Consider the following 23,069-nt stretch of genomic DNA (forward strand, 5'->3'; position numbering starts at 1 on the left):
AACGAGGCACCACAGATGACCGACCCGGTGACGCTGGACGGCGAAGGCCCTATCGCCGAGTTCGATGAGAAGCGGGCGGAGAACGCCGTCCGCGAGCTGCTCATCGCGGTCGGTGAGGACCCGGACCGCGAAGGACTGCGCGAGACCCCGGCGCGGGTGGCGCGGGCGTATCGCGAGCTTCTCTCCGGGATGCGGCAAGAGCCCGAGGAGGTCCTGACGACGACGTTCGACCTCGGGCACGACGAGATGGTGCTGGTCAAGGACATCGAGCTGGTCAGCTTCTGCGAGCATCACCTGCTGCCGTTCCACGGCGTGGCACATGTGGGGTACATCCCGGCGGAGTCCGGAAAGATCACCGGTCTGTCGAAGCTGGCGCGCCTCGTGGACGTCTATGCCCGCCGACCGCAGGTCCAGGAAAGACTGACCACGCAGGTCGCCGACTCGCTCATGAAGATCCTGGAGGCGCGTGGCGCGATCGTCGTCATCGAGGCAGAGCACATGTGCATGTCGGTCCGGGGCATCCGCAAGCCAGGTGCCAAGACCACCACGTCGGCCGTTCGGGGGCAGCTGCGGGACGCGACCACCCGTGCAGAGGCGATGAGTCTGATACTGGCGCGATAACCGCGCATGTCCGTGGTGGTCGATACGCTCCGGCACCAGGGAGACCTGACGGGGGGTATCCCGGCGTACCGTGGTTCTCCAGGTCGACAGACCGTGAACGGCGTCGGCGTACGCCTACGAGCGTCCTCCACATGCCGCGGCTGCCCTCGCCGACGCCCAGGTGGCGCGGGCGCCCTGGTGAACGGCCGCACAGCCGGCGCTCAGAGCGCCCGCGCCGTGCCGCCGTTGTTCTCGTCGTCGCCGTCCTCGGGCAGTTTGCAGACCCGCTCCAGGAAGATCGCCGCAGCGATGACCGCGATGCCGGCGACCACCGCGAACCCGGCGTAGACCGCCTGGTCGCGGCGGGCGGGGATGTCGAGCGAGCCCAGCAGGAACACTCCCGTGCCGCCGTACATGCCGCTGACCAGCGCCGCCACCAGGGCGCTCGCCTGACCGAAGACCACCGCGCGGGCGGCCATCAGCGGCTCGACGCCCTTGGCGCCGGGGCGGCGTTCGCGCTGGGCGCGCAGGCGGGTCCGGATCGAGAGCGCGGTCGCGGCGAGGACGGCCGCGATGGCCGCCAGCACGATCGGGGCGGCGAGCGGCACGCTCGGGAGCGTCCCCAGCGAGTCCCACAGGCGGGCGCCGCCCCAGGACAGCACCCCTGCCGCGGCGAAGAGACCGGCCAGTACACCGAGCCGTAGTTGCTTCACCGAGAATGCCGCCCTTCGCTGTTGCTCCCGACTGTCACGGCCGCCGTGCGCGACCGTGCCGTACGAGCCTAACGACTATTCGGGCAGGCGCAGTTCCAGGTCGCCGCGCGGCTGGACACTGCCGACGCCCACACCGGCCAGCAGCTCGGCCACCGCGCCGCGACCGGGCAGCTGTGCCTCCGGCTCGACGTCGTGCCACGGGGCGAGTACGAACGCGCGCTGGTGGGCGCGGGGATGAGGCAGGGTGAGGTCGGGGTCGTCCGACACCACGTCCGCGTAGGCGACGATGTCGACGTCGATGGTGCGCGGGCCCCAGCGCTCCTCGCGGACGCGTTCGAACGCCTCCTCGATGGCCTGGCCCCGCTCGAGGAGTGAGGACGGCGGAAGCGTCGTCCTGATCACGACCACCGCGTTGAAGTACGACGGCTGGCTGCCGGGGTCGACGCCCCACGGCTCCGTCTCGTAGACGGGGGAGACGGCCTTCACCCGCAGGCCGGGGGTGTCCTCGAGCGCGTCGATGGCGCCCTGGAGGGTCTCCAGCCGATTGCCCAGGTTGGAGCCGAGGGAGATCACGGCGTCCTTGGGGTTGGACAGGGTGACATCGGCGGCATCGACCTGCTCCGTGACGGAGGACGGCACCGGCTGCACGGTCGGGTCGCTTGCTGCCTGGTTCATACTCGGCTCCGGGTGATCGTGATGGTGACGTCGTCGAAGGGCACCGTGATCGGGGCGTCCGGCTTGTGCACCACCACCTCGACCTCCTCGACGACGTCGTGTTTGAGGCACACCTGGGCGATCCGCTCCGCCAGCGTCTCGATCAGGTCGACCGGGTCGCCCTCGACGACGGCGACGACCTCCTCGGCCACCACGCCGTAGTGGACGGTCCTCGACAGGTCGTCGTCGGCCGCCGCGGGGCGGGTGTCCAGACCGAGCACCAGGTCGACGATGAAGGTCTGGCCCTCGTTCCGCTCCTTGGGAAAGACACCGTGGTGCCCGCGGGCCTTGAGGCCGCGCAGCGCGACACGATCCACGCGAATCACTCCTGCTTCTGTAGGTCCTCGGACACGTGGCCACATGCGGATGGCGTGGTGCCCGCGGTCGAATCTACCTGCGAGCACCGACATGACGTGCCCACGGGGGCCGGGGGCGGCTCACGTGGGGCTGGTAGCCGCGTATACCCGGCTGAAGCCGGCGGCGAACCTCTCTGCTGGGCCCTTACCCACTCAAGAGGGGCTGTTCTCGTCTTCTTCGTCGTCTGTTTCCGTCAGAACGGGCGATCCGTGGTGCGACCAGATCTTCCAGCCGTCGGGAGTGCGGCGGAACACGTTGGTGGCGACGACCAGCTGCCCGACGAGTGGCCCGAGCTCGCCGCCGTCCTCCGCGGGGCCGCCGCTGAGGATGTTCTCCGTACAGGTCACCCGGGCCGTGTCACCGGCCACGCTCACCCTCACGTCGGTGAGGAAGAACTGGATGTACTCCGTGTTCGCCATGATCAGCGCGTACGAGCGGAGAACCTCGCCGCGGCCCGTCAGCACCGGCCAGCCGGGGTGGATGCACGAGATGTCGTCGTCCAGCCAGAGGTCGGAGAGCTTGTCGAATTCGCCGCGTTCCATCGTCTCGTAGAAGGCCGTGTTGGCCTGCTCCACGAGCTCCGTGTCGGTCACGCTCACCGGGCCCCCTCGACGGCCCGGGCGACCCGCACGGCGTCGGCCGTGGCCCGCACTTCGTGCACGCGGACCGCCCAGGCGCCTTCGTGGGCCGAGATGGCCGAGACCGCGGCGGTGGCCGCGTCCCGTTCGCGGGCCGGCGGGGGTGCGCCGTCTCTGGCCAGAACGCGGCCGAGGAAGCGCTTGCGGGAGGCGGCCACGAGCACGGGCCGGCCGAGGGCCCGCAGCTCGGCGAGGTGCGCGACCAGGGCGAGGTCGTGCTCTGCCTGTTTGGCGAAGCCGAGTCCCGGGTCGATGACGATGCGCTCGGGCGCGATCCCGCCCTCGACGACGGCCTCCATCCGGGCGCGCAGCTCCCTGGCGACCTCCGCGACCACGTCGCCGTAGACGGCGCGGCTGTTCATGTCCTCGCTGAAGCCCCGCCAGTGCATCACCACGAACGGTGCGCCCGTCGCCGCCACGACCGGGACCATCCGGGGGTCGGCGAGGCCGCCGCTGACGTCGTTGACGAGTACCGCGCCCGCCGCGACCGCCTGCTGGGCGACGCCCGAGCGCATGGTGTCGACGGAGACGGTGACGCCCTCGGAGGCGAGACCCCGCACGACGGGGACGACCCGGCGGAGCTCCTCGTCCTCGTCGACGCGGCTGGCGCCGGGCCGGGTGGACTCACCGCCGACGTCGACCAGGTCGGCGCCCTGGGCGACCAGGTCCAGACCGCGCTTGATCGCGGCCGTGGTGTCGAACCAGCGGCCGCCGTCGGAGAAGGAGTCGGGCGTCACATTGACGACGCCCATGACCGCACAGCGATCCCACTCCGGCAGCCCTTCGGCGGTGCCCCGTCCGCGCAACGTACTCATGGCCCCACCCTAGGGCTTGTCCGCTCCCGGGTACGGCCCGCCCGGCGTACGGGGGCTACGCGGCACGGGGGCTCGTGGGCATCCGGCCGGCGGCGCGGGTGGGTGCGGGGCAGGCGACCGCGGTCGGTGCGGCGGCGGGCGAGGGGCCGGGGCGGGGAGAGGTGGACGAAGCCCTCGGCGCGCATCGCGGCGAAACCGATTCGGGGCAGGTCGCGGGTGTGCGGGAAGACGACGAAACGCGGCTCCCAGCGTGGCCGGAACTTGGCGTTGAACTTGTACAGGGACTCGATCTGGAACCAGCGGGAGAGGAAGACGAGCAGTCCGCGCCACATGCGCAGCACCGGGCCCGGGCCGATCTTCTCGCCCCGGGCCAGGGCCGAGCGGAACATCGCGAAGTTGAGGGAGATCCGGTCGATCCCGAGGGCGGGTGCGGCTCGGAGAGCGGCGACGATCAGCAGTTCGTTCATCCCGGGGTCGGCGGACCGGTCGCGGCGCATCAGCTCCAACGACATGCCGTCCGTGCCCCAGGGGACGAAATGGATGACGGCCTTCAGGTCGCCGTACGGGGACGGCTCCGGCCCGTCGCCGTCCTGGTGGGCGGTGGCGATCACGGCGTCGCCGTCGGCGGGGTCGCCGATGCGGCCCAGTGCCATGGAGAACCCGCGCTCGGTGTCGGTGCCCCGCCAGTCGGCGGCGGCGCGGCGGACCTGCCGTAGCTCGTCGTCGGTGAGGTCACGGGCGCGGCGTACGCGGGTGCGGCAGCCACCCCGTTCGATGCGGTTCACCATCTGGCGCACGTTCCGCATCGCGCGCCCGGTCAGGGCAAAATCCGCGACGTCCACCACCGCCTCGTCGCCGAGTTCCAGGCAGTCGAGTCCGGTCTCGCGGGTCCAGACCTCGCCGCCGGTCTCGGAGCAGCCCATCACCGCGGGCGTCCAGGAGTGGGCCTTCGCCTCGTCCATGAAGCGCTCGATGGCACCCGGCCATGCCTCGACGTCACCGATGGGATCGCCGCTCGCGAGCATGACACCGGAGACGACGCGGTAGCAGACGGCGGCCTTGCCGCTGGGCGAGAAGACGACGCCCTTGTCGCGACGGAGGGCGAAGTGGCCGAGCGAGTCGCGGCCGCCGTGGAGGGCGAGCAGGTCGCGCAGCCGGCGCTCGTCGTCCAGGGTGAGGCGGGCGGCGGGGTGTTCGGGGCGGAAGGCGAGGTAGACGGTGGTGACGGCGGTCAGCAGGCCCAGTGCGCCGAGGCAGTAGCCGACCGTCCCGGAGACACCGGCGGAGTATCTGAGGGGGCCCTCGAAGCCGCAGAGCCCGTAGATGACGTGCTCCAGGCGGTCGGTGAGCCCCGGGCTGCCGACGATCCGGTCGGGGTGGGTGCTGACGAGCACCAGGCCGAGGACCAGCGAACCGGCGCCCATGAGAACGAAGTTGGCGAGGGCGCGCCAGCGGCTGCGCGGATCGGGCAGCGCGACGAACTCGCTCCGGTGCCGCAGCAGCAGCACCAGCAGCGCCAGGGAGAGCAGCACGCCGACGACGGAGTGGCGGTAGACGAACTGCGCGACGGCCCCGGCGGGCAGCAGGACGACGGCGGCCCGCCATGCCCTGCGCTTGTGGCGTTTGATCCCGTGGGCGAGCAGGAGCAGCAGCATGCCCGCGCTCAGGGAGAGCGCGGCGGCGAACGGGCCGGTGGCGCCGGGCAGCACCTCGGCGATCGTGTGCATGTGGCTGTGCCGGAACCGGGGGAAGATCCCGGCCGCGATGTCGATCAGTCCGACGACCGTGCATGCGGTGCCGACGAGGGCCGGTACCGTCTCGGGCCGCGGTCCTCGCAGGAGGCGGCGTACCCGGTTCGGCACCGATCGTGATGTGTCCCCGTCTACCGTTGCAGACATCGCTTCCCGTGATTCCTGTGATTCCCGTGCTTGCGGATGAGATCCCCGTGCCCAAGCCCTCGGATCGGTCGACCCCGACGATTCGCGCCCTCTAGGACGGGACTTCGGGAAGGGGGGTTCATCCGCATCCGGAATTCGTGGACACGGCAGGCACTTCCGGCTCATGGGCCTGACCAGCACACGGGCCGCGGCGCGTGACCCGGCAGCCGGCTCAGCTCTTGCTGACGCCGGTTTCCGCGGTGCCGGTTTCCGCGCTGACGGTCTCCTTGGCGCCGTCCGCCGGCGGGACGGTCGCGATGGACTCCAGGGCGACCTCGGCACGGGCGATCTCCTGCGCGTCGGCGTCGATCGAGCGACGCAGCGCCTCATGCAGGCGGGCCGGGGTGAGGACGCCGAGGAACCGGCCCGTCTCCTCCTTGTCGATCACCGCGATCCAGCCCGCGTCGTGCTGGAGCATCGTGGAGAACGCCTGCTTGAGGGAGGCGCCGACCGGCAGCCATGCCTCCATACGGCGGGCGTGGTCGCGCACGGCACCGCGCCCGCGGGCCCGCTCGGCGGAGATCCAGCCGTGCAGGTTGTCGTCGGCGTCCAGGACGACGGCCCAACGGGCCCCGAGGTCGCGGGGGAGCGGGTCGGCGAGGTGGACGACGGGCGGCTGCTCCAGGTCCGCCGGTTCGATGGGGGTCACGGAGAGCCGCTTGAGTCCGCGGTCGGCGCCGACGAAGTCGGCCACGTACGGGGTGGCCGGGGCACCGAGGACGGCGGCGGGGGCGTCGAACTGCTCGATCCTGCCCTGCCCGTAGACGGCGATACGGTCCCCGAGGCGTACGGCCTCCTCGATGTCGTGGGTGACGAACAGGATCGTCTTGCGGACCTGGGCCTGGAGCTTCAGGAACTCGTTCTGCAGATGCTCGCGCACGACCGGGTCGACCGCGCCGAACGGCTCGTCCATCAGCAGCACCGGAGGGTCGGCCGCGAGCGCCCGGGCCACGCCGACGCGCTGGCGCTGGCCGCCGGAGAGCTGCTCGGGGTAGCGGTCCCCGTGGACGGACGGGTCGAGGCCGACCAGTTCGAGCAGTTCGGCGGCGCGCGCACGGGCCTTGGCGCGTTTGACGCCGAGGAGGTGGGGGACGGTCGCGGTGTTCTCCAGGACGGTCTTGTGCGGGAAGAGACCGACCTGCTGGATCACGTAGCCGATACGGCGGCGCAGCTCGACCGGGTCGGTCTCCGCGATGTCCCTGCCGTCGACGAGGATCCGGCCGCCGGTGGGTTCGATGAGCCGGTTGACCATCTTCATGGTGGTGGTCTTGCCGCAGCCGGACGGTCCGACGAGCGTGACCAGTTCACCCTCCGCGACCTCGAACGAGAGGTCGTCCACGGCGGTGGTGCCGTCGGGGTACCGCTTGGTGACGTGCTCGAATCGGATCATGAGTTCCCCATGGTGACGAAGGCTGTGTGGAAGCAATGGTGCTGCAATGCGGCCGTCCTGGAGGATTGTCGGTGGCCGGGGATAGGGTCGCGGACAGTTGCCGGCAACGCGCGCGGGCACGGGCGCGGCATCACGGGGGAAGGGGGAGCCGATGAGTCCGGGGTGGGAGAGTGCGGAGCGGGCGGCGCAGAGCTGTCTCGCGGCGAACGAATGGATCTGCGGCGAGTATCTGCGCACGCGCAGCGAGGAGTTGACCGAAGCGACCGTCCAGCACGTGTGGATCACCGTCGCGTCGGTGCTCCTCGGCCTGGCGGTCGCCTTCCCGCTGGCCCTGCTGGCCCGCGCCCGGCCGCGGTTCGCCGGTCCCGTGCTGGGTCTCACCACCCTGCTGTACACGATCCCGTCGCTGGCCATGTTCTCGCTGCTGCTGCCGTTCTTCGGGCTGTCGGCTGCGCTGGTGGTGACCGGTCTCGTGCTCTACTCCCTCACCATCCTGGTGCGGAACATCATGGCCGGGCTCGAAGCGGTCCCGGCCGAGGCCCGTGAAGCGGCCCGCGGCATGGGCTACGGCCCGGCGCGGATGCTCTGGGAGGTGGAACTGCCGCTCGCCCTTCCCGCGTTGATGGCGGGGATACGGATCGCGACCGTGTCGACGGTCGCGCTGACGACGGTGGGCGCGCTCGTCGGCAAGGGCGGTCTCGGCAACCTCATCGACGACGGCGTGCAGACCACGTTCAAGGCGCAGGTGCTGACGGCCTCCGTGCTGTGCGTTCTGCTCGCGGCCGTCGCCGATCTGCTGCTCCTCGGCGCCCAGCGGCTGCTCACCCCCTGGACCCGGATACGCGCGGCGGAGGCGAAGCCCTGATGGACGCGATCACCGGCGCGTGGACCTGGCTCACCACCGGCGCCAACTGGTCCGGCGAGTCCGGCGCCTGGCACCGGCTCGTCGAGCATCTGTACGTCAGCGGTGCGGCGCTCGCCCTGGCCTGTGCGATCGCGCTGCCGGTCGCCCTGTGGCTCGGGCACATCGGCAAGGGCGGCGCCCTCGCGGTCAACATCTCCAACGCCGGCCGGGCGGTCCCCGTGTTCGCGGTCCTCGCCCTGTTCATGCTCACACCGCTGCGCAGCGCCGGGTACGTGCCGACGATCATCGCGCTGGTGCTGTTCGCGGTGCCTCCGCTGCTGACCAACGCGTACGTGGGCATGCGCGAGGTGGACCGTGCGGTGGTGGAGGCCGCCAGGGGCATGGGCATGTCGGGCGGCCAGGTCTTCCTGCGGGTCGAGCTGCCGCTCGCGTATCCGCTGCTGATGACCGGGCTGAGGTCCGCCGCCGTCCAGGTGGTGGCGACGGCCACGATCGCCTCGATGGTCGGACAGGGCGGTCTCGGCCGCATCATCACCGCCGGGTTCAACACCTACGACACACCGCAGGTGGTCGCGGGCGCTGTGCTCGCGGCGCTGCTGGCCCTGCTGGTGGAAGGGGTGCTGGTGGCCGCAGACCGGCTGCTGAATCCCCTGCGCACGTCCGTGCCGTCGTCCGGCTGACGGCGTCTCGTTCCTTTTCGTACTGCTTCCATGTCGCTGTGGACGGAGATCCTGATGACCAAGACCTCGCGCATCGCGGGCGCTGCACTGGCCGTGGTGGCCCTGGCGGGCTCCCTCGCCGGATGCGGCGGCGCATCCCTCGAAGGGGAGAAGGACGGCTCTTCGCAGAGCGGATCCGGCAAGAAGGGCACCCTCGTCGTGGGGGCCGCCGCGTTCACGGAGTCCAAGGTGCTCGCCGAGCTGTACGCGCAGCTGCTGCGGGACGCCGGTTACAAGACGTCGATCACCACGGTGAAGAACCGCGAGCTGTACGAACCGTCGCTGGAGAAGGGCGAGATCGACGTCGTACCGGAATACGCGGCGACGCTCGCCGAATTCCTCAACGCGAAGGTGAACGGGCCGAAGGCGTCCGAGGAGAAGCCCGTCGCGTCGGGCGATGTCGACGCGACCGTGAAGGCGCTCACCGAGCTCGCCGAACCGCGCGGACTGAAGGTGCTGCCCGCCGGGGAGGCCGTCGATCAGAACGCCTTCGCGGTGACGAAGGAATTCGCGGAGAGCAACAAGCTCAAGACGCTTTCCGATCTCGGTGGTTCGCAGCTGAAGGTCAAGATCGCGGCAGGTGACGAGTGCGAGGTGCGGCCCTTCTGCGCACCGGGCCTGAAGAAGACGTACGGCATCGACGTGGCGGGCATCGACCCCAAGGGCGTCGGCACTCCCCAGGCCAAGCAGTCCGTCAAGGACGGTGAGAACCAGATGGTGCTGACCTACACCACCGACGGCACACTCGCGAGCTACGACCTGGTGGTCCTGGAGGACGACAAGAAGCTCCAGAACGCGGACAACGTCCTTCCCGTGGTCAATGCGAAGGACGCCGGCAGTCAGGAGATCGCCGATGTCCTCGCGAAGCTCACCAAGGCGCTGACCACGGAAGATCTCGCCGAGATGAACCGCAAGGCGGACGGGGAGCGGGCCAAGCCGGAGGACGTCGCGAAGGCTTATCTGGAGTCGGAAGGGCTTCTTCGGAAGTAGCCGGCGGGCGGCCCGGCGTTCTCGACCAGAGATTTGCCGGGCCGACACCCCATTCGGAGGCTACGCACGGTAAATTTCGGGCCATGCCACGAGGACGCCACCGCCATTCCCCTCCCCTGCACAAGCTGCTGCCTCCCTCGGCAGTGGCCGGAGCGTCGGTTCTGTGCGCCCTCGGCGCGTGGTTCGTCGGCCATGCGGTCGTGCTGCGCGTGCTGGTCGCGGCAGCGGCGGCCGCTGCCGTCACCGGCGCCGTCCTCATGCGCAGTTGGGACCGCGGCGCCGGCCGCAGGGTCGCCGAGCTGACCCGCGGTCGCGCCGGCGACCAGTGGAAGGCGGAGGAGCGGATCGCCGAGCTCGAGGCGGACGTCGAGGAGTCCCGGGAGCTTCGCCTCAAGCTCGACGCCAAGCTCCGCGCCAAGAGGGTGGAGCTGGCCGCGCTGCGGAACGAGCACGCGTCGCTGCTGCGGCGGTACGCCACGGCGGAGACGGAGCGGGCCAGTGCGCTGGAGGGCCGCAGGCAGCTCGCGATCGAGGCGGCCGCACCCACGAAGGAGCTGCCGCCCGCCGGTTCCACGCCGACCCCGTCGACGTTCCTGCGCGCCGCCAAGGCGCTGGAGGACCTGTCGCGCAACGCCGCGGCCCAGGAGGCGGGACGCGTCGTGGAGGAAGCCCGGCGCCGGGACATCGCGGAGCGGGCCCGGGAGGCGGACGAGCCGCAGGGGAAGCACGCGGCGGGCGGTGGGGCCGAGCAGCGTGTGCGCCCGTCGTCCGCCCTCCCCGCCCGTCCCGTACCGGCCGCGGCCGCGATAGCTCCCTACGGCGCCCGGCGGTCCCGCGTGAAGCGGCCCGAGGGCGGCTTCGACTTCTTCGGGACGGCGACCGGCGCCGACGGTGCTTCCCGGCCTCCCGCCACCGGCGCCGACGGCGCTTCCCGGGCCCCCGCCACCGGCGGCCGCGCCGGGGCCACCGCGGCGGGAAGCGGGTCCATGAGGGCGATCGAGGCCCCGGGCACCCAGAAGGCGATCGAGGCCGCGCAGCATGAGGACCTCGCCGACGTGGTGGGCGAGGAGACCCTCGCCGCACAGCGGGTCGGCGGCCCCCGTGCGGTCGGCAAGGTCATCGACCTGACCGCGCACGACGAGACCGAGCAGCTGGACGTCGCCGAGCTGCGCAACGCGGTGTCGTAGCGCCGGCGTTGGCGCCGCCCGCGGCGGGCGCGGGGCGGCGGAGGCGCCTGCCCCGCCACTGCACCCTGCGGGTCGCCGCTACTTGTCGATGTCGCCGACGACGAAGAACAGCGACCCGAGGATCGCGACCATGTCCGAGACCAGCGTCCCCGGCAGCAGCACGGCCAGCGCCTGGATGTTGTTGTACGACGCCGAGCGGAGCTTGAGGCGGTACGGCGTCTTCTCGCCCTTGGAGACCAGGTAGTAGCCGTTGATGCCGAGCGGGTTCTCGGTCCAGGCGTACGTGTGGCCCTCCGGCGCCTTGAGGACCTTCGGCAGCCGCTGGTTGATCGGACCGGACGGCAGCTCCGCGATCCGGTCGAGGCACGCGTCCGCCAGCTCCAGTGCGTTGCGCGTCTGCTCCAGCAGCACCTCGAAGCGGGCCAGGCAGTCGCCCTCCTGCCGGGTCACCACCTTGAGGGTGTCCCGCAGTTCGCCGTAGGCGAGGTAGGGCTCGTCCCGGCGCAGGTCGAAGTCGACCCCGGAGGCCCGGGCGATGGGGCCGCTGACGCCGTAGGCGTGCACGGCGTCCGGCGAGAGCACGCCCACGCCCCGGGTCCGGCCGCGGAAGATCTCGTTGCCGAGGACGAGGCGGTCGTACACGTCCATCCGGGAGCCGACGTCCGCGACAGCCCGGCGGGCCCGGCCGAGCCAGCCTGCGGGAAGGTCCTCCTTGAGGCCGCCCACCCGGTTGAACATGTAGTGCATCCGGCCGCCGGAGATCTCCTCCATCACCGTCTGCAGCTCTTCGCGCTCACGGAACGCGTGGAAGACGGGGGTGATCCCGCCCAGCTCCAGCGGGTAGGAGCCGAGGAACATCAGGTGGTTGAGCACCCGGTTCAGCTCGGCGAGCAGCGTACGGGACCACACCGCACGCTCCGGGACCTCCATGCCGAGCATCCGCTCGACGGCCATCACGACACCGAGCTCGTTCGAGAAGGCGGAGAGCCAGTCGTGCCGGTTCGCCAGTACCACGATCTGCCGGTAGTCACGGGCCTCGAAAAGCTTCTCCGCGCCGCGGTGCATGTACCCGACGACCGGCTCCGCCTGCCGGATGCGCTCGCCGTCCAGCACCAGGCGGAGACGGAGCACACCGTGCGTGGAGGGGTGCTGGGGCCCGATGTTGAGCACCATGTCGGTGCTCTCCGCAGCGCCGCCGATGCCGACCGTCGTCTCCGTCATGCGCACCAGTCTCTCAGAGCCCGTCACACGTGCTGCATGAGCCAGGTGAAGTCACCGAGCCCGCCCCGGGCGGTCAGTTCCGCGGCCTCACCGGCGCGCGCGAGCGCGCGGACGTAGCCCGCCGGGTCCGACGACGCCAGGGCGAGCGGCGGCCGCTCCCCGCTCACGCCCAGCCTTTGCAGCGCCTCCCGCTGGCCGACCAGTTCCGCCCCCGGCCCGGCACACGCGTCGAGCGCCACATGCGCGGTGAGATCGCAGCTCCCGTCGGGCACCGGGCGCACCTCGCGACCGTCGCGGAAGCCCGTCAGCGTGCCGTACGGCGGGCGGGACCCGGCCGTGTGCGCGTAGTCGACGGCCACGGCGAGGCCCGCGCCCAGCGCACCCGCCGCCGCCCGCCACGCCTCGTCCCTGGTCACGCCGATCTCCGCGCGGGTGCCCGGTTCGGTCAGCGGCCACCAGCGGTCGAGCCAGGAGGCGTCCGGGCCGGTGACCTTCTCGCCGAGACGCTCCTCGCCGTCGTCGCGGACCAGCACCCGGCGGACCTGCCCGTCGGCGTCCGCCTCCGCGACGTCGACGGGGACGTTGTCCAGCCATTCGTTCGCGAACAGCAGCCCGCGGAGCCCGGTGGGGATCTCGGAGGTCCACTCGACGCGCGGGTCGAGGTCCGCGGGCCGGTCCGCCCGTTCGACGCCGTACGCGCGGACCCGGTACCCGGGCGGCAGAGCGGCGAGGACACCGGTGAGCAGCTCGCCCCGGCCCGCCCCGACATCGATCAGCGCCGGTTCGTCGAGCCCCAGCGTCTGCGCGGTGCCGGTCAGCAGCCGTGCGACGGCGGCGGCGAACAACGGCGAGGCGTGGACCGAGGTACGGAAATGCCCGGCCGGCCCCTCCGGCCGCAGATAGAACCCGCCGGGCCCGTACAGGGCGGTCTCCGACGCCGCTCGCCAGCCGCGCCACCCGCCCGTCTCATACGTCACGGGCACCAGTCTCCACCTTGCGGAGTATGCCTCCGCCCACCGGATCGCCCCTCCGGTTGACCCCTGCACCTATCCGCCTTCCCTACTCTGGGTTACGTGCAGCTCCTCTACGACTTCATGCGCAGGCACCCGACCGGCGTCGACACCTTCTGGGCTGTCGTGCTCCTCGGGTTCTCCTCGTTGTGGGTGGTTCAGGAGCCGGAGGGGGCCGGGGAGACGGCCGCCGCCGCGGTCACCGTGCTGACCCTCTGCCTGGTGGTGGCGCTGCGCCGCAGGATGCCTCAGCACATGCTGGTCCTGACGGCGGCGGTGGGGGTCGGGCAGCTGGCGCTGAACGTCGACATCAACCCGGCGGACTTCGCGATGCTGGTGATCATCTACACCGTCGCGGCGGCCGGCAGGCCGCGGTGGGCGTCCCGGCTGGCGCTCGTCGGCGGCCTCTCGGCCGCCTCGCTGGCGCAGATCCGCTGGCCGACGGAGGACGAGTCGACCCTCGGCAGGGTGTTCGTCACCGTGATCATGAGTCTGCCGTTCGTGCTGGCCTGGGTGCTCGGCGACTCGATACGCACCCGGCGCGCCTACTTCGACCAGCTGGAGGAGCGCGCCACCCGGCTCGAGAAGGAGCGCGAGGCGCAGGCCAAGGTCGCGGTGGCGGCCGAGCGCGCCAGGATCGCCCGCGAACTGCACGACGTCGTCGCCCACAACGTGTCCGTGATGGTGGTGCAGGCCGACGGCGCCGCCTATGTGCTCGACACCGCCCCCGACCAGGCCAAGCAGGCACTGGAGACCATTTCGAGCACCGGCCGCCAGGCCCTCGCCGAGATGCGCAGGCTGCTGGGCGTGCTGCGCACCGGCGACGGACCGGAGAGCGGCGAGTACGTGCCCCAGCCCGATGTGAAGCAGATCGAGGAGCTCGTGGAGCACGTGCGGGGCGCGGGCCTGACCGTGGACTTCAGGATCGAGGGAACGCCCCGGCCACTCCCCAGCGGTGTCGAACTCACCGCCTACCGAATCGTCCAGGAAGCGCTCACCAACACCCGCAAGCACGGCGGTCCCGAGGCCGGCGCCAGCGTCCGGCTCGTCTACTTCGACGACGGCCTCGGGCTGCTCGTCGAGGACGACGGCCGGGGCTCCTCGCACGAGCTGTACGAGGACGGCGGCGCGGACGGGCACGGCCACGGGCTCATCGGGATGCGCGAACGCGTCGGTATGGTCGGCGGCACGCTGGACGCCGGGCCGCGGCCGGGCGGAGGCTTCCGGATCAGCGCACTGCTGCCTCTCAAGCCCGCCCACTAGAGCCACTACAGACCAAGGGACGGAACCCACATGTCCATCCGCGTGATGCTCGTCGACGACCAGGTGCTGCTGCGCACCGGCTTCCGCATGGTGCTTGCCGCCCAGCCGGACATGGAGGTCGTCGCGGAAGCCGGGGACGGCGCGGAGGCGATCGAGACCCTGCGGTCCACGGCCGTGGACGTGGTGCTCATGGACGTACGCATGCCGAGGCTCGACGGGGTCGAGGCGACGCGGCGCATCTGCGAGAAGCCGGGAGCCCCGAAGGTGCTGATCCTGACCACGTTCGACCTCGACGAGTACGCCTTCTCCGGACTGAAGGCGGGGGCCAGCGGCTTCATGCTCAAGGACGTGCCGCCCGCCGAGCTGCTCGGCGCGATCCGCGCCGTGCACAGCGGCGACGCGGTCGTGGCGCCGTCGACCACGCGGCGGCTGCTCGACCGCTTCTCCCCCCTGCTGCCGAGCGCGGGCCCCGAGCCCCGCCGCAAGGAGCTGGAGAAGCTCACCGAGCGGGAGCGCGAGGTGACGCTGCTCGTCGCCCAGGGACTGTCGAACGGCGAGATCGCGGGCCGGCTGGTCCTCTCGGAGGCAACGGTCAAGACGCACGTCGGCCGCATCCTCACCAAGCTCGGCCTGCGCGACCGCGTGCAGGTAGTGGTGCTCGCCTACGAGACCGGCCTCGTCCGCGCGGGCGGCGGCGCGGCCTGATCCGACGCCGTGGTGGCGCCTGGCAGCGGCGCCCGGTCTCCACCGCGAGCGAAGCGCTCCCGCCGGGGTCCTTGGGCCCGGTCCGCATCGTGCGTGGAGCGCTCCTGCCGAGGCCGCGCCCCGGCACCCCGGCCGGTGCCCGGCCACGGCCCGCCGGGCGACCCCGGCCGCGGCCGCCCGGCGGGCCACGCCCGCAAGACCCCCCGGTCACGGCGGGGGCCCCGTCCACAACCTCACGGGTCAGTACACCTAGTGCGCGGGAGGGGCCGCGGCGGGCAGGTCGAGGCGGCGTACGAACTCCGTCACCGCCGCGGTCACGTCCTGCGCCGTCCACTCCAGCCCCTCGGCCGCGACCGTCACCTCCGTGACCGAGACGCCCGGCGGGCACCCCTCGGAGAACCATCGGCGGAAGAGCGTCACGCCCGTCTCCTCCGACTGCGTCACCGCCGCCTCGTTCAGCAGATCGGTCCCGTACGGCAGCCACACCTGGAACTGGTGCGTGTGCGGGACGGGCGGGTGGACGCGGGACCAGGGCACGCCCGAGGCGCGCAGCGCGTCGCCGAGGGCGGACGCGACGACCTTCGCGTGGGCCACGTACGACGGCAGCCGCGGCAGTTCCCGATCGAGGCCGGCCAGGGCCGACAGCGCCGCCGGGTACTGCTGGAACATCAGGCCCCCGTACCGGTGCCGCCAGGCACGCGCCTCGTCGATCAGCTGGGCGGGGCCGGCGAGCACGGCGCCCGAGATGGCGTCGAGGGACTTGTAGAACGACACGTACACGCTGTCCGCCAGCGAAGCGATCTCGTCGAGAGGGCGGCCGAAGTGCGGGGCGCACTCCCACAGACGCGCGCCGTCGAAGTGCACCACCGCGTCACGCTCCCGCGCGGCGTCCACCACCGCCACCAGCTCCTCCCACGAGGGCAGCACGAAGCCGGCGTCCCGCAGGGGCAGCTCGAGCATCAGCGTGCCGAAGGGCTCGTCGCAGTCGAGAACCTCTTCGGCCGTGGGGAGCCTCGGCCCGGTGGTGGGGTGGATTGTGCGCAGGCCGCTGACCACGGAGAACGCGGAGCCTTCGTGGACCTCGGGATGGGCCCGCGGATGAAGGGCGACCGTGGCGTTCCCGGTGCGCGCCGCCCAGCAGCGCATGGCCACCTGCTGGGCCATCGTCCCGGTCGGGAAGAACGCCGCCGCCGGCAAGCCGAGCAGCGCGGCCGTCCGCCGCTCCAGCTCCTCGACGACACCGCCGCCGTACACGTCGGTCCAGTCGTCCAGGTCGTACACCTCGCCCGCGGCCTCGGCCAGCGCCGCGAGGCGCTCCCCGATCCGCCGGTCGGCGGAGGGCCGGGCGAGCACGCGGCCCGAGGCCCGCCACGCGGCGAGACGTCGCTGCCGCCGGTCCTGCCCGTCCTCGTACCGCCCGTTCTGCCCGTTCTCGTGCCGCCGGTCCTGCCCGTCCTCCTGCCGTCCGGCCCCGTCCTGCTCGCTCGTGTCCCGTTCGTACGTGTCGTTCGTGTCCGTCACGCTCCGATCATCGCCCACAGCCTGTGGACAACCGCGGGGCTCCCGGAAACGCTGGCGTAGCATCGTCACGAGAAATCGTCCGGTACCCCTGCGGACTGGAACGGAAGGCACCGCCGCGTGAACGCCACAGCATCACAGGACCCGCTCGACCCGCGGGACCGCCCCGCCCGTCTGACCGTCGGGGTGGTCGGAGCGGGCCGGGTGGGACCCGCGCTGGCCGCGTCCCTGCAGCTTGCAGGGCACCGGCCGGTCGCGGCGTCAGGAGTGTCCGACCAGTCCGTTCGCCGGGCCGCCGCCATGCTCCCCGACGTGCCCCTGGTGCCGCCCGCCGACGTGCTCGCCCGCGCGGAACTGGTGCTGCTGACCGTCCCCGACGACGCGCTGCCCGGCCTGGTCGAGGGCCTCGTCGAAACCGGTGCCGTACGCCCCGGACAACTGCTGGTGCACACCTCCGGCCGCTACGGCACCAAGGTGCTCGAACCCGCCCTGCGGGCAGGAGCCCTGCCGCTCGCCCTGCACCCCGCGATGACCTTCACCGGCACCGCCGTGGACGTGCAGCGGCTGGCCGGCTGCTCCTTCGGCGTCACCGCCCCCGAGGAGCTGCGGCTGGCCGCGGAGGCGCTGGTCATCGAGATGGGCGGCGAGCCCGAGTGGATCGAGGAGCAGAACCGCCCGCTCTACCACGCGGCCCTGGCGCTCGGCGCCAACCACCTCGTCACCCTCGTCGCCCAGTCCATGGAGCTGCTGCGCACCGCGGGCGTCACCGCACCCGACCGGATGCTCGGCCCGCTGCTCGGAGCCGCCCTGGACAACGCCCTGCGCTCCGGCGACGCCGCCCTGACCGGGCCGGTCGCCCGGGGCGACGCGGGCACCGTCGCCGCCCATGTGGCCGAGCTGCGCAAGCACGCGCCCGCCGCCGTCGCCGGCTACCTGGCGATGGCGCGGACGACCGCCGACCGTGCCCTCGCACACGGCATGCTCAAACCGGAGCTCGCCGAGGACCTGCTGGGCGTACTGGCAGAAGGGGACCTGCGATGAGCCGCGACGTCGAACTCGTACCGACGCGCGAGGACCTGCGGTACGCCGTCGAGCACCACGGCGTGCCCGGCCGCACCGCTGTCGTCATGACCATGGGGGCCCTGCACGAGGGGCACGCCACCCTGATCCGCGCCGCCCGTGAACGAGTGGGCGGCAAGGGGTTCGTGATCGTCACCGTCTTCGTCAACCCGCTGCAGTTCGGCGCGGGAGAGGACCTGGACCGCTACCCCCGCACGCTCGACGCCGACCTCAGGACCGCGGCGGACGCCGGCGCCGACGTGGTGTTCGCGCCGTCCGTCGACGAGGTCTACCCCGGTGGCGAGCCGCAGGTCCGCATCACCGCAGGGCCCATGGGCGAGCGGCTCGAAGGCAGGACCAGGCCCGGCCACTTCGACGGCATGCTCACCGTCGTAGCCAAACTGCTGCATCTCACCAGCCCTGATGTGGCGCTGTTCGGTCAGAAGGACGCGCAGCAGCTGGCCCTGATCCGGCGGATGGTCCGCGACCTGAACTTCCCCGTGGAGATCGTGGGTGTGCCCACGGTCCGCGAGGAGGACGGCCTCGCCCTCTCCAGCCGCAACCGCTATCTGTCCACCGCCGAGCGGCACACCGCGCTCGCCCTCTCGCACTCCCTGTTCGCGGCCCGCGACCGCCTCGCCGCCCAGCAGGCCCTGCACGCCAGGGCGGAAGCCGTGCCGGCCGCACCCGCCCGTGCCGCCGCGCTGTCCGCCCTGGGCGAGGCCCGCGCCGCGGCGGACGCCCACGCGGTCGCCCAGGCGTGGCCGCCGATCGGCGCCGACGCCGTCCGCGCGGCCGCGCGGACCGTCCTGGAGGAGGCCGGGAAGGCGAACCCGCCGCTCCGACCGGACTACGTCGCCCTCGTCGACCCAGCCACGTTCGACGAAGTCGCCGACGACCACGAGGGCGAGGCGGTCCTCGCCGTCGCCGCCAAGGTCGGCTCGACCCGTCTCATCGACAACCTCCCCCTGGACTTCGGGACCGCGCACTCCGGTACCGGAGCGGCCGCATCGACCGGAGCGACCGAGGCGACCGCACCGGCCGCAACCACCGCACCGACCGACGGAGCCACCACGTGACCGGAATACGGCTGACCGCCCCCGCCCCCGGCTGGGCCATCGAGGCAGACGTCGTCGTGGTCGGTTCCGGCGTCGCGGGCCTCACCGCGGCGCTGCGCTGCGCCGCGAGCGGCCTGGACACGGTCGTCGTCACCAAGGCGCGTCTCGACGACGGGTCCACCCGCTGGGCGCAGGGCGGTATCGCCGCGGCACTCGGCGAGGGCGACACCCCCGAGCAGCACCTGGAAGACACCCTGGTCGCGGGTGCCGGCCTGTGCGACGAGGCGGCGGTGCGGGCTCTCGTCACCGAGGGACCCGACGCCGTGCGCCGGCTGATCGCCACCGGCGCCCTCTTCGACACCGACCCGGCGTCCGGTGAGATCGAGCTGACCCGCGAGGGCGGCCACCACCGGCGCCGTATCGCCCACGCCGGCGGTGACGCGACCGGCGCGGAGATCTCCCGCGCCCTCGTCGACGCGGTCCGCGGCCAGGGCCTGCGCACCGTCGAGAACGCGCTGGTCCTCGACCTGCTCACCGACGCGGACGGCCGCACCGCGGGCATCACCCTGCACGTGATGGGGGAAGGCCAGCACGACGGCGTCGGGGCGGTCCACGCCCCCACGGTCGTGCTGGCCACCGGCGGCATGGGCCAGATCTTCTCCGCGACCACCAACCCGGCCGTCTCCACCGGCGACGGCGTCGCCCTCGCCCTTCGGGCCGGCGCCGAGGTCTCCGACATCGAGTTCGTCCAGTTCCACCCGACCGTGCTCTTCCTCGGTGCGGACAGCGAGGGCCAGCAGCCGCTGGTCTCAGAGGCGGTACGCGGTGAGGGCGCCCACCTCGTCGACGCCGCCGGCACCCGCTTCATGGTCGGCCAGCACGAGCTGGCCGAGCTCGCCCCCCGCGACATCGTCGCCAAGGGCATCATGCGCCGGATGCAGGAGCAGGGCGCCGCCCACATGTTCCTGGACGCCCGTCACTTCGGCGCGAAGATGTGGGAGCAGCGCTTCCCGACCATCCTCGCCGCCTGCCGCGCCCACGGCTTCGACCCGGTGACCGAGCCGATCCCCGTCGCACCGGCCGCCCACTACGCCTCCGGGGGCGTACGGACCGACCTGCACGGCCGCACCACCGTCCCCGGCCTGTACGCCTGCGGCGAGGTCGCCTGCACCGGCGTCCACGGCGCCAACCGGCTGGCCTCCAACTCGCTGCTCGAAGGACTCGTCTTCGCCGAGCGCATCGCCGCCGACATCGCCGAGCGGCGGCCGCGGCCCGCGGCGGCGCCCGCGGCGCCCCTGGAGCCGTCGCTGCTGCCGCTGATCGCGCCGGAGCAGCGTGCCGGGATCCAGCGGGTCATGTCGCACGGCGCGGGCGTCCTGCGCTCCGCCGAGTCGCTCGCCGCCGCGGCGCTCTCCCTCGAAGCGGTGTACGCGGAAGCGGTGCAGGACCGCGAAGGAACCGGCAAGGCCGCGGAGCCCGGCGTCGAGTCCTGGGAGACGTCGAACCTCCTCTGTGTCGCCCGGGTGCTGACCGCCGCCGCCCTGGAGCGCGAGGAGACCCGCGGGTGCCACTGGCGTGAGGACCGCCCGGAGCGCGACGACGCCGAGTGGCGCCGCCATCTCGTCGTACGGCTCGCGCCCGACCGGCGGCTCGTCGTCAGCCGCACGGACGGCACCGCCTTCCCGGCCACCGATATCTTGTCCGTCCCCGACGCCCCCAGGGAGCCGTAACCGTGAGCACGCCCGATGAACGTCCGAGCCCCGTGGACGTACCGCTGATCCAGATCGGCGCCCCGGCCGGCGGTGGCTGCGGAGACGACTGCGGCTGCGCCGAGGAGGCGTACGAGTGCGGTCTCGACCCCGCTCTCGCCACGCTGCTCGCCGAGGCCGGACTCGACCCCGTCCAGGTCGAGGACATCGCGCACCTGGCCATCGAGGAGGACCTCGACGGCGGTGTCGACGTGACCAGCGTGGCGACCGTCCCCCAGGACGCCGTCGCCACCGCGGACTTCACCGCCCGGGAGGCCGGCACCGTAGCCGGTCTGCGGGTCGCCGAGGCGATCCTGTCGATCGTCTGCACGACCGAGTTCGCGGTCGAGCGGCACGTCGAGGACGGCGACCGCGTCGAGGCGGGCCAGAAGCTGCTCTCCGTCACCGCCGGCACCCGCGACCTGCTCACCGGCGAGCGCAGCGCCCTCAACATCCTCTGCCGGCTCTCCGGCATCGCCACCGCCACCCGCGCCTGGGCCGACCTGCTCGACGGCACCGGGGCGAAGGTCCGCGACACCCGTAAGACGACACCGGGCCTGCGCGCCCTGGAGAAGTACGCGGTGCGCTGCGGCGGCGGCGTCAACCACCGCATGTCGCTGTCCGACGCGGCCCTCGTCAAGGACAACCACGTGGTCGCCGCCGGCGGGGTCACCGAGGCGTTCAAGGCCGTACGGGACCGCTTCCCCGACCTGCCGATCGAGGTCGAGGTCGACACCCTCGACCAGGTCCGCGACGTGCTGGACGCGGGCGCCGACCTGATCCTGCTCGACAACTTCACCCCCGCCCAGACCGAGGAGGCCGTGGCGCTCGTCGCCGGCCGCGCGATGCTCGAGTCCTCCGGCCGGCTCGCGCTCGACAACGCCCGCGCGTACGCCGAGACGGGCGTCGACTACCTCGCGGTGGGCGCGCTCACCCACTCCTCGCCGATCCTCGACATCGGCCTCGACCTCCGCGAGGTCGAACGCTGATGCTGCTCACCATCGACGTCGGCAACACCCACACCGTCCTGGGTCTCTTCGACGGCGAGGAGATCGTCGAGCACTGGCGTATCTCCACCGACCCGCGCCGCACCGCCGACGAACTCGCCGTGCTGCTGCAGGGTCTTATGGGCATGCACCCGCTGCTCGGCGAGGAACTGGGCGACGGCATCGAGGGCATCGCGATCTGCTCCACGGTCCCCTCCGTGCTGCACGAGCTCCGCGAGGTCACCCGCCGCTACTACGGAGACGTCCCCGCCGTCCTCGTCGAACCCGGCATCAAGACCGGCGTGCCGATCCTGATGGACAACCCGAAGGAGGTCGGGGCGGACCGCATCATCAACGCGGTCGCCGCGGTCGATCTGTACGGGGGACCGGCGATCGTCGTCGACTTCGGTACGGCCACGACGTTCGACGCGGTCAGCGCCCGCGGCGAGTACGCAGGCGGCGTGATCGCCCCCGGCATCGAGATCTCCGTCGAGGCCCTCGGCGTCAAGGGCGCCCAGCTGCGCAAGATCGAGCTCGCCCGCCCGCGGAGCGTGATCGGCAAGAACACCGTAGAGGCGATGCAGTCCGGCATCGTCTACGGCTTCGCCGGGCAGGTCGACGGTGTCGTCCAGCGCATGAAGCGCGAGTTGGCGGAGGACTCGGACGACGTGACGGTGATCGCGACGGGCGGGCTGGCGCCGATGGTGCTGGGCGAGGCCGAGGCGATCGACGAGCACGAGCCGTGGCTGACGCTGATCGGGCTGCGACTGGTCTACGAGCGCAACGTCTCCCGCCTCTGACGCCCGGGGGCGCCGGCTCCCTGGCCCGGCCCACCCCCGGGCCTGGCCCGGCCCTGTCCGCCTGGCGGGGCGTGGCCCGGCCTCGGGCGAGGCCCGGTCCCGGGTGCGCCTTCGGGGCTTGGCCCGGTCCTGTGCGGGTGGCGTCCGGGTGCCGCGTGTCCGGGCGGGGCTCGGTGGGTCCGGGTTACGTCCTCGTGCGGGGCCCGGCCCCGGGTGCCGCGTGTCCGGGCGGGGCTCGGTGGGTCCGGGTTACGTCCTCGTGCGGGGCCCGGCCCCGGGTGCCGCGCGTCCGGGCGGGGCTCGGTGGGTCCGGGTTACGTCCTCGGGCGGGGCCCGGTCCCGGGTGCCGCGCGTCCGGGCGGGACCCGGTGGGCCGGAGTGACGTTGCCGGGCTTGGCCCGGTCCTGTGCGGGTGGCGTCCGGGTGCCGCTCCGGTGGTCATGTCCGGGACTGCTTTCCTCACCGCGCTGCGCGCGAGTTGCGACGCTTTACATCCCGGACACGACCCCCTGCGCGTCCCCCTGCCCCGACGCGGCGGTTTCGCCCCCGCCCGTGGACAAGTGCGGGCAGCGAGCAGCCCCCTTCCCGAAACCGGGGCTCCGCTGCCCGGCGCGCCCGCCAGGACCTACCCCCACCGGGCCGGCCTCTCGCCCCCGCCCGTGGACAGGTGCGGATGGGGAGCAGCGCCCGTTCCCGAAACCGGGGCGCGCACGCCGGGGTCGGTCACCCCTCAACCGTGGGCTGTGAACCGGTGTCGGGGTCCTGGCCCGGAAGGA

At 72.5% G+C, this 23,069-nt stretch carries 22 protein-coding genes; 12 read left to right on the forward strand and 10 right to left on the reverse strand.

The annotated features are described in order from the left end of the window. The first annotated feature begins 15 nt into the window (after positions 1–15). Positions 16–621 carry a GTP cyclohydrolase I FolE gene (folE, locus tag AB0903_RS24895; protein WP_366706306.1) on the forward strand — a complete coding sequence of 202 codons (606 nt, stop codon included), beginning with the start codon at positions 16–18 and terminating at the stop codon, positions 619–621. Between the two features lie 200 nt (positions 622–821). Here folE and AB0903_RS24900 read toward each other — a convergent pair whose 3' ends face one another. From AB0903_RS24900 to AB0903_RS24930, 7 genes are all read right to left on the reverse strand, one after another. Continuing rightward, positions 822–1,313 carry a DUF3180 domain-containing protein gene (locus tag AB0903_RS24900; protein ID WP_366706308.1) on the reverse strand — a complete coding sequence of 164 codons (492 nt, stop codon included), beginning with the start codon at positions 1,311–1,313 and terminating at the stop codon, positions 822–824. 75 nt (positions 1,314–1,388) lie between these two features. Continuing rightward, entirely contained in the window at positions 1,389–1,988 is a 600-nt protein-coding gene (gene folK / locus AB0903_RS24905) for a 2-amino-4-hydroxy-6-hydroxymethyldihydropteridine diphosphokinase (RefSeq protein WP_366706310.1), read from the reverse strand. Next, a complete protein-coding gene (gene folB / locus AB0903_RS24910; protein ID WP_366706312.1) occupies positions 1,985–2,344 on the reverse strand; it encodes a dihydroneopterin aldolase in 360 nt (119 codons plus the stop codon). The genes folK and folB overlap by 4 nt, the downstream gene beginning before the upstream one ends. Before the next feature lie 192 nt (positions 2,345–2,536). Beyond that, positions 2,537–2,983, reverse strand: a complete 447-nt coding sequence (locus AB0903_RS24915) for a nuclear transport factor 2 family protein (protein WP_366706314.1) — start codon at positions 2,981–2,983, stop codon at positions 2,537–2,539. Next, entirely contained in the window at positions 2,980–3,837 is an 858-nt protein-coding gene (gene folP / locus AB0903_RS24920; protein WP_366706316.1) for a dihydropteroate synthase, read from the reverse strand. Before folP ends, AB0903_RS24915 begins: the two co-directional genes overlap by 4 nt. Beyond that, on the reverse strand, positions 3,834–5,735 hold the full coding sequence (locus AB0903_RS24925; protein WP_366706318.1) for a phosphatidylglycerol lysyltransferase domain-containing protein: 1,902 nt from the start codon (positions 5,733–5,735) through the stop codon (positions 3,834–3,836). Before AB0903_RS24925 ends, folP begins: the two co-directional genes overlap by 4 nt. Before the next feature lie 211 nt (positions 5,736–5,946). Continuing rightward, a complete protein-coding gene (locus AB0903_RS24930) occupies positions 5,947–7,164 on the reverse strand; it encodes a betaine/proline/choline family ABC transporter ATP-binding protein (protein WP_366706320.1) in 1,218 nt (405 codons plus the stop codon). Between the two features lie 151 nt (positions 7,165–7,315). On the opposite strand from AB0903_RS24930, the gene AB0903_RS24935 reads away from it, so the two are divergent. The 4 genes from AB0903_RS24935 to AB0903_RS24950 all read left to right on the forward strand — a co-directional run bounded on the left by AB0903_RS24935 (position 7,316) and on the right by AB0903_RS24950 (position 10,925). Beyond that, on the forward strand, positions 7,316–8,029 hold the full coding sequence (locus AB0903_RS24935; protein WP_366706322.1) for an ABC transporter permease: 714 nt from the start codon (positions 7,316–7,318) through the stop codon (positions 8,027–8,029). After that, positions 8,029–8,709 carry an ABC transporter permease gene (locus AB0903_RS24940; protein ID WP_366706324.1) on the forward strand — a complete coding sequence of 227 codons (681 nt, stop codon included), beginning with the start codon at positions 8,029–8,031 and terminating at the stop codon, positions 8,707–8,709. The genes AB0903_RS24935 and AB0903_RS24940 overlap by 1 nt, the downstream gene beginning before the upstream one ends. A 54-nt stretch (positions 8,710–8,763) precedes the next feature. After that, entirely contained in the window at positions 8,764–9,738 is a 975-nt protein-coding gene (locus tag AB0903_RS24945; protein WP_366706356.1) for an ABC transporter substrate-binding protein, read from the forward strand. 83 nt (positions 9,739–9,821) lie between these two features. Beyond that, on the forward strand, positions 9,822–10,925 hold the full coding sequence (locus tag AB0903_RS24950; protein ID WP_366706326.1) for a hypothetical protein: 1,104 nt from the start codon (positions 9,822–9,824) through the stop codon (positions 10,923–10,925). Between the two features lie 78 nt (positions 10,926–11,003). Here AB0903_RS24950 and AB0903_RS24955 read toward each other — a convergent pair whose 3' ends face one another. Both AB0903_RS24955 and AB0903_RS24960 read right to left on the reverse strand, forming a co-directional pair. Then, entirely contained in the window at positions 11,004–12,146 is a 1,143-nt protein-coding gene (locus tag AB0903_RS24955; RefSeq protein WP_366706328.1) for an NADH-quinone oxidoreductase subunit D, read from the reverse strand. A 23-nt stretch (positions 12,147–12,169) separates the two neighbouring features. After that, the gene (locus tag AB0903_RS24960) at positions 12,170–13,123 is read right to left on the reverse strand and encodes an SAM-dependent methyltransferase (protein WP_366706330.1); all 954 of its coding nucleotides are present in this window, start codon (positions 13,121–13,123) and stop codon (positions 12,170–12,172) included. A gap of 96 nt (positions 13,124–13,219) precedes the next feature. Between AB0903_RS24960 and AB0903_RS24965 the strand changes: the two genes are divergently transcribed. Both AB0903_RS24965 and AB0903_RS24970 read left to right on the forward strand, forming a co-directional pair. Further along, complete coding sequence (locus tag AB0903_RS24965) at positions 13,220–14,419, forward strand: sensor histidine kinase (protein WP_366706332.1); 1,200 nt, start codon at positions 13,220–13,222, stop codon at positions 14,417–14,419. A gap of 30 nt (positions 14,420–14,449) precedes the next feature. Then, the gene (locus AB0903_RS24970) at positions 14,450–15,124 is read left to right on the forward strand and encodes a response regulator transcription factor (protein ID WP_366706334.1); all 675 of its coding nucleotides are present in this window, start codon (positions 14,450–14,452) and stop codon (positions 15,122–15,124) included. A gap of 249 nt (positions 15,125–15,373) precedes the next feature. Here the strand turns inward: AB0903_RS24970 and AB0903_RS24975 are convergent, their stop codons facing one another. Further along, positions 15,374–16,645 carry a beta-eliminating lyase-related protein gene (locus AB0903_RS24975; protein WP_366706336.1) on the reverse strand — a complete coding sequence of 424 codons (1,272 nt, stop codon included), beginning with the start codon at positions 16,643–16,645 and terminating at the stop codon, positions 15,374–15,376. Between the two features lie 117 nt (positions 16,646–16,762). Here AB0903_RS24975 and AB0903_RS24980 point away from each other — a divergent pair, with 117 nt between their 5' ends. Genes AB0903_RS24980 through AB0903_RS25000 form a run of 5 tightly spaced genes read left to right on the forward strand, consistent with a single transcriptional unit; the run spans position 16,763 to position 22,293 of the window. After that, on the forward strand, positions 16,763–17,683 hold the full coding sequence (locus AB0903_RS24980; protein WP_366706338.1) for a DUF2520 domain-containing protein: 921 nt from the start codon (positions 16,763–16,765) through the stop codon (positions 17,681–17,683). Further along, a complete protein-coding gene (gene panC / locus AB0903_RS24985) occupies positions 17,680–18,780 on the forward strand; it encodes a pantoate--beta-alanine ligase (protein WP_366706340.1) in 1,101 nt (366 codons plus the stop codon). Before AB0903_RS24980 ends, panC begins: the two co-directional genes overlap by 4 nt. Further along, a complete protein-coding gene (locus tag AB0903_RS24990) occupies positions 18,777–20,489 on the forward strand; it encodes an L-aspartate oxidase (RefSeq protein ID WP_366706342.1) in 1,713 nt (570 codons plus the stop codon). Before panC ends, AB0903_RS24990 begins: the two co-directional genes overlap by 4 nt. A 2-nt stretch (positions 20,490–20,491) precedes the next feature. Then, positions 20,492–21,496, forward strand: coding sequence for a carboxylating nicotinate-nucleotide diphosphorylase (gene nadC / locus AB0903_RS24995; RefSeq protein ID WP_366706344.1), 1,005 nt, complete (start codon positions 20,492–20,494; stop codon positions 21,494–21,496). Next, positions 21,496–22,293, forward strand: coding sequence for a type III pantothenate kinase (locus AB0903_RS25000; protein WP_366706346.1), 798 nt, complete (start codon positions 21,496–21,498; stop codon positions 22,291–22,293). The genes nadC and AB0903_RS25000 overlap by 1 nt, the downstream gene beginning before the upstream one ends. Positions 22,294–23,069: the final 776 nt, after the last annotated feature.

Source organism: Streptomyces sp. NPDC048389 (assembly GCF_040706335.1).
In the GTDB taxonomy this organism is placed as follows: Bacteria; Actinomycetota; Actinomycetes; order Streptomycetales; family Streptomycetaceae; genus Streptomyces.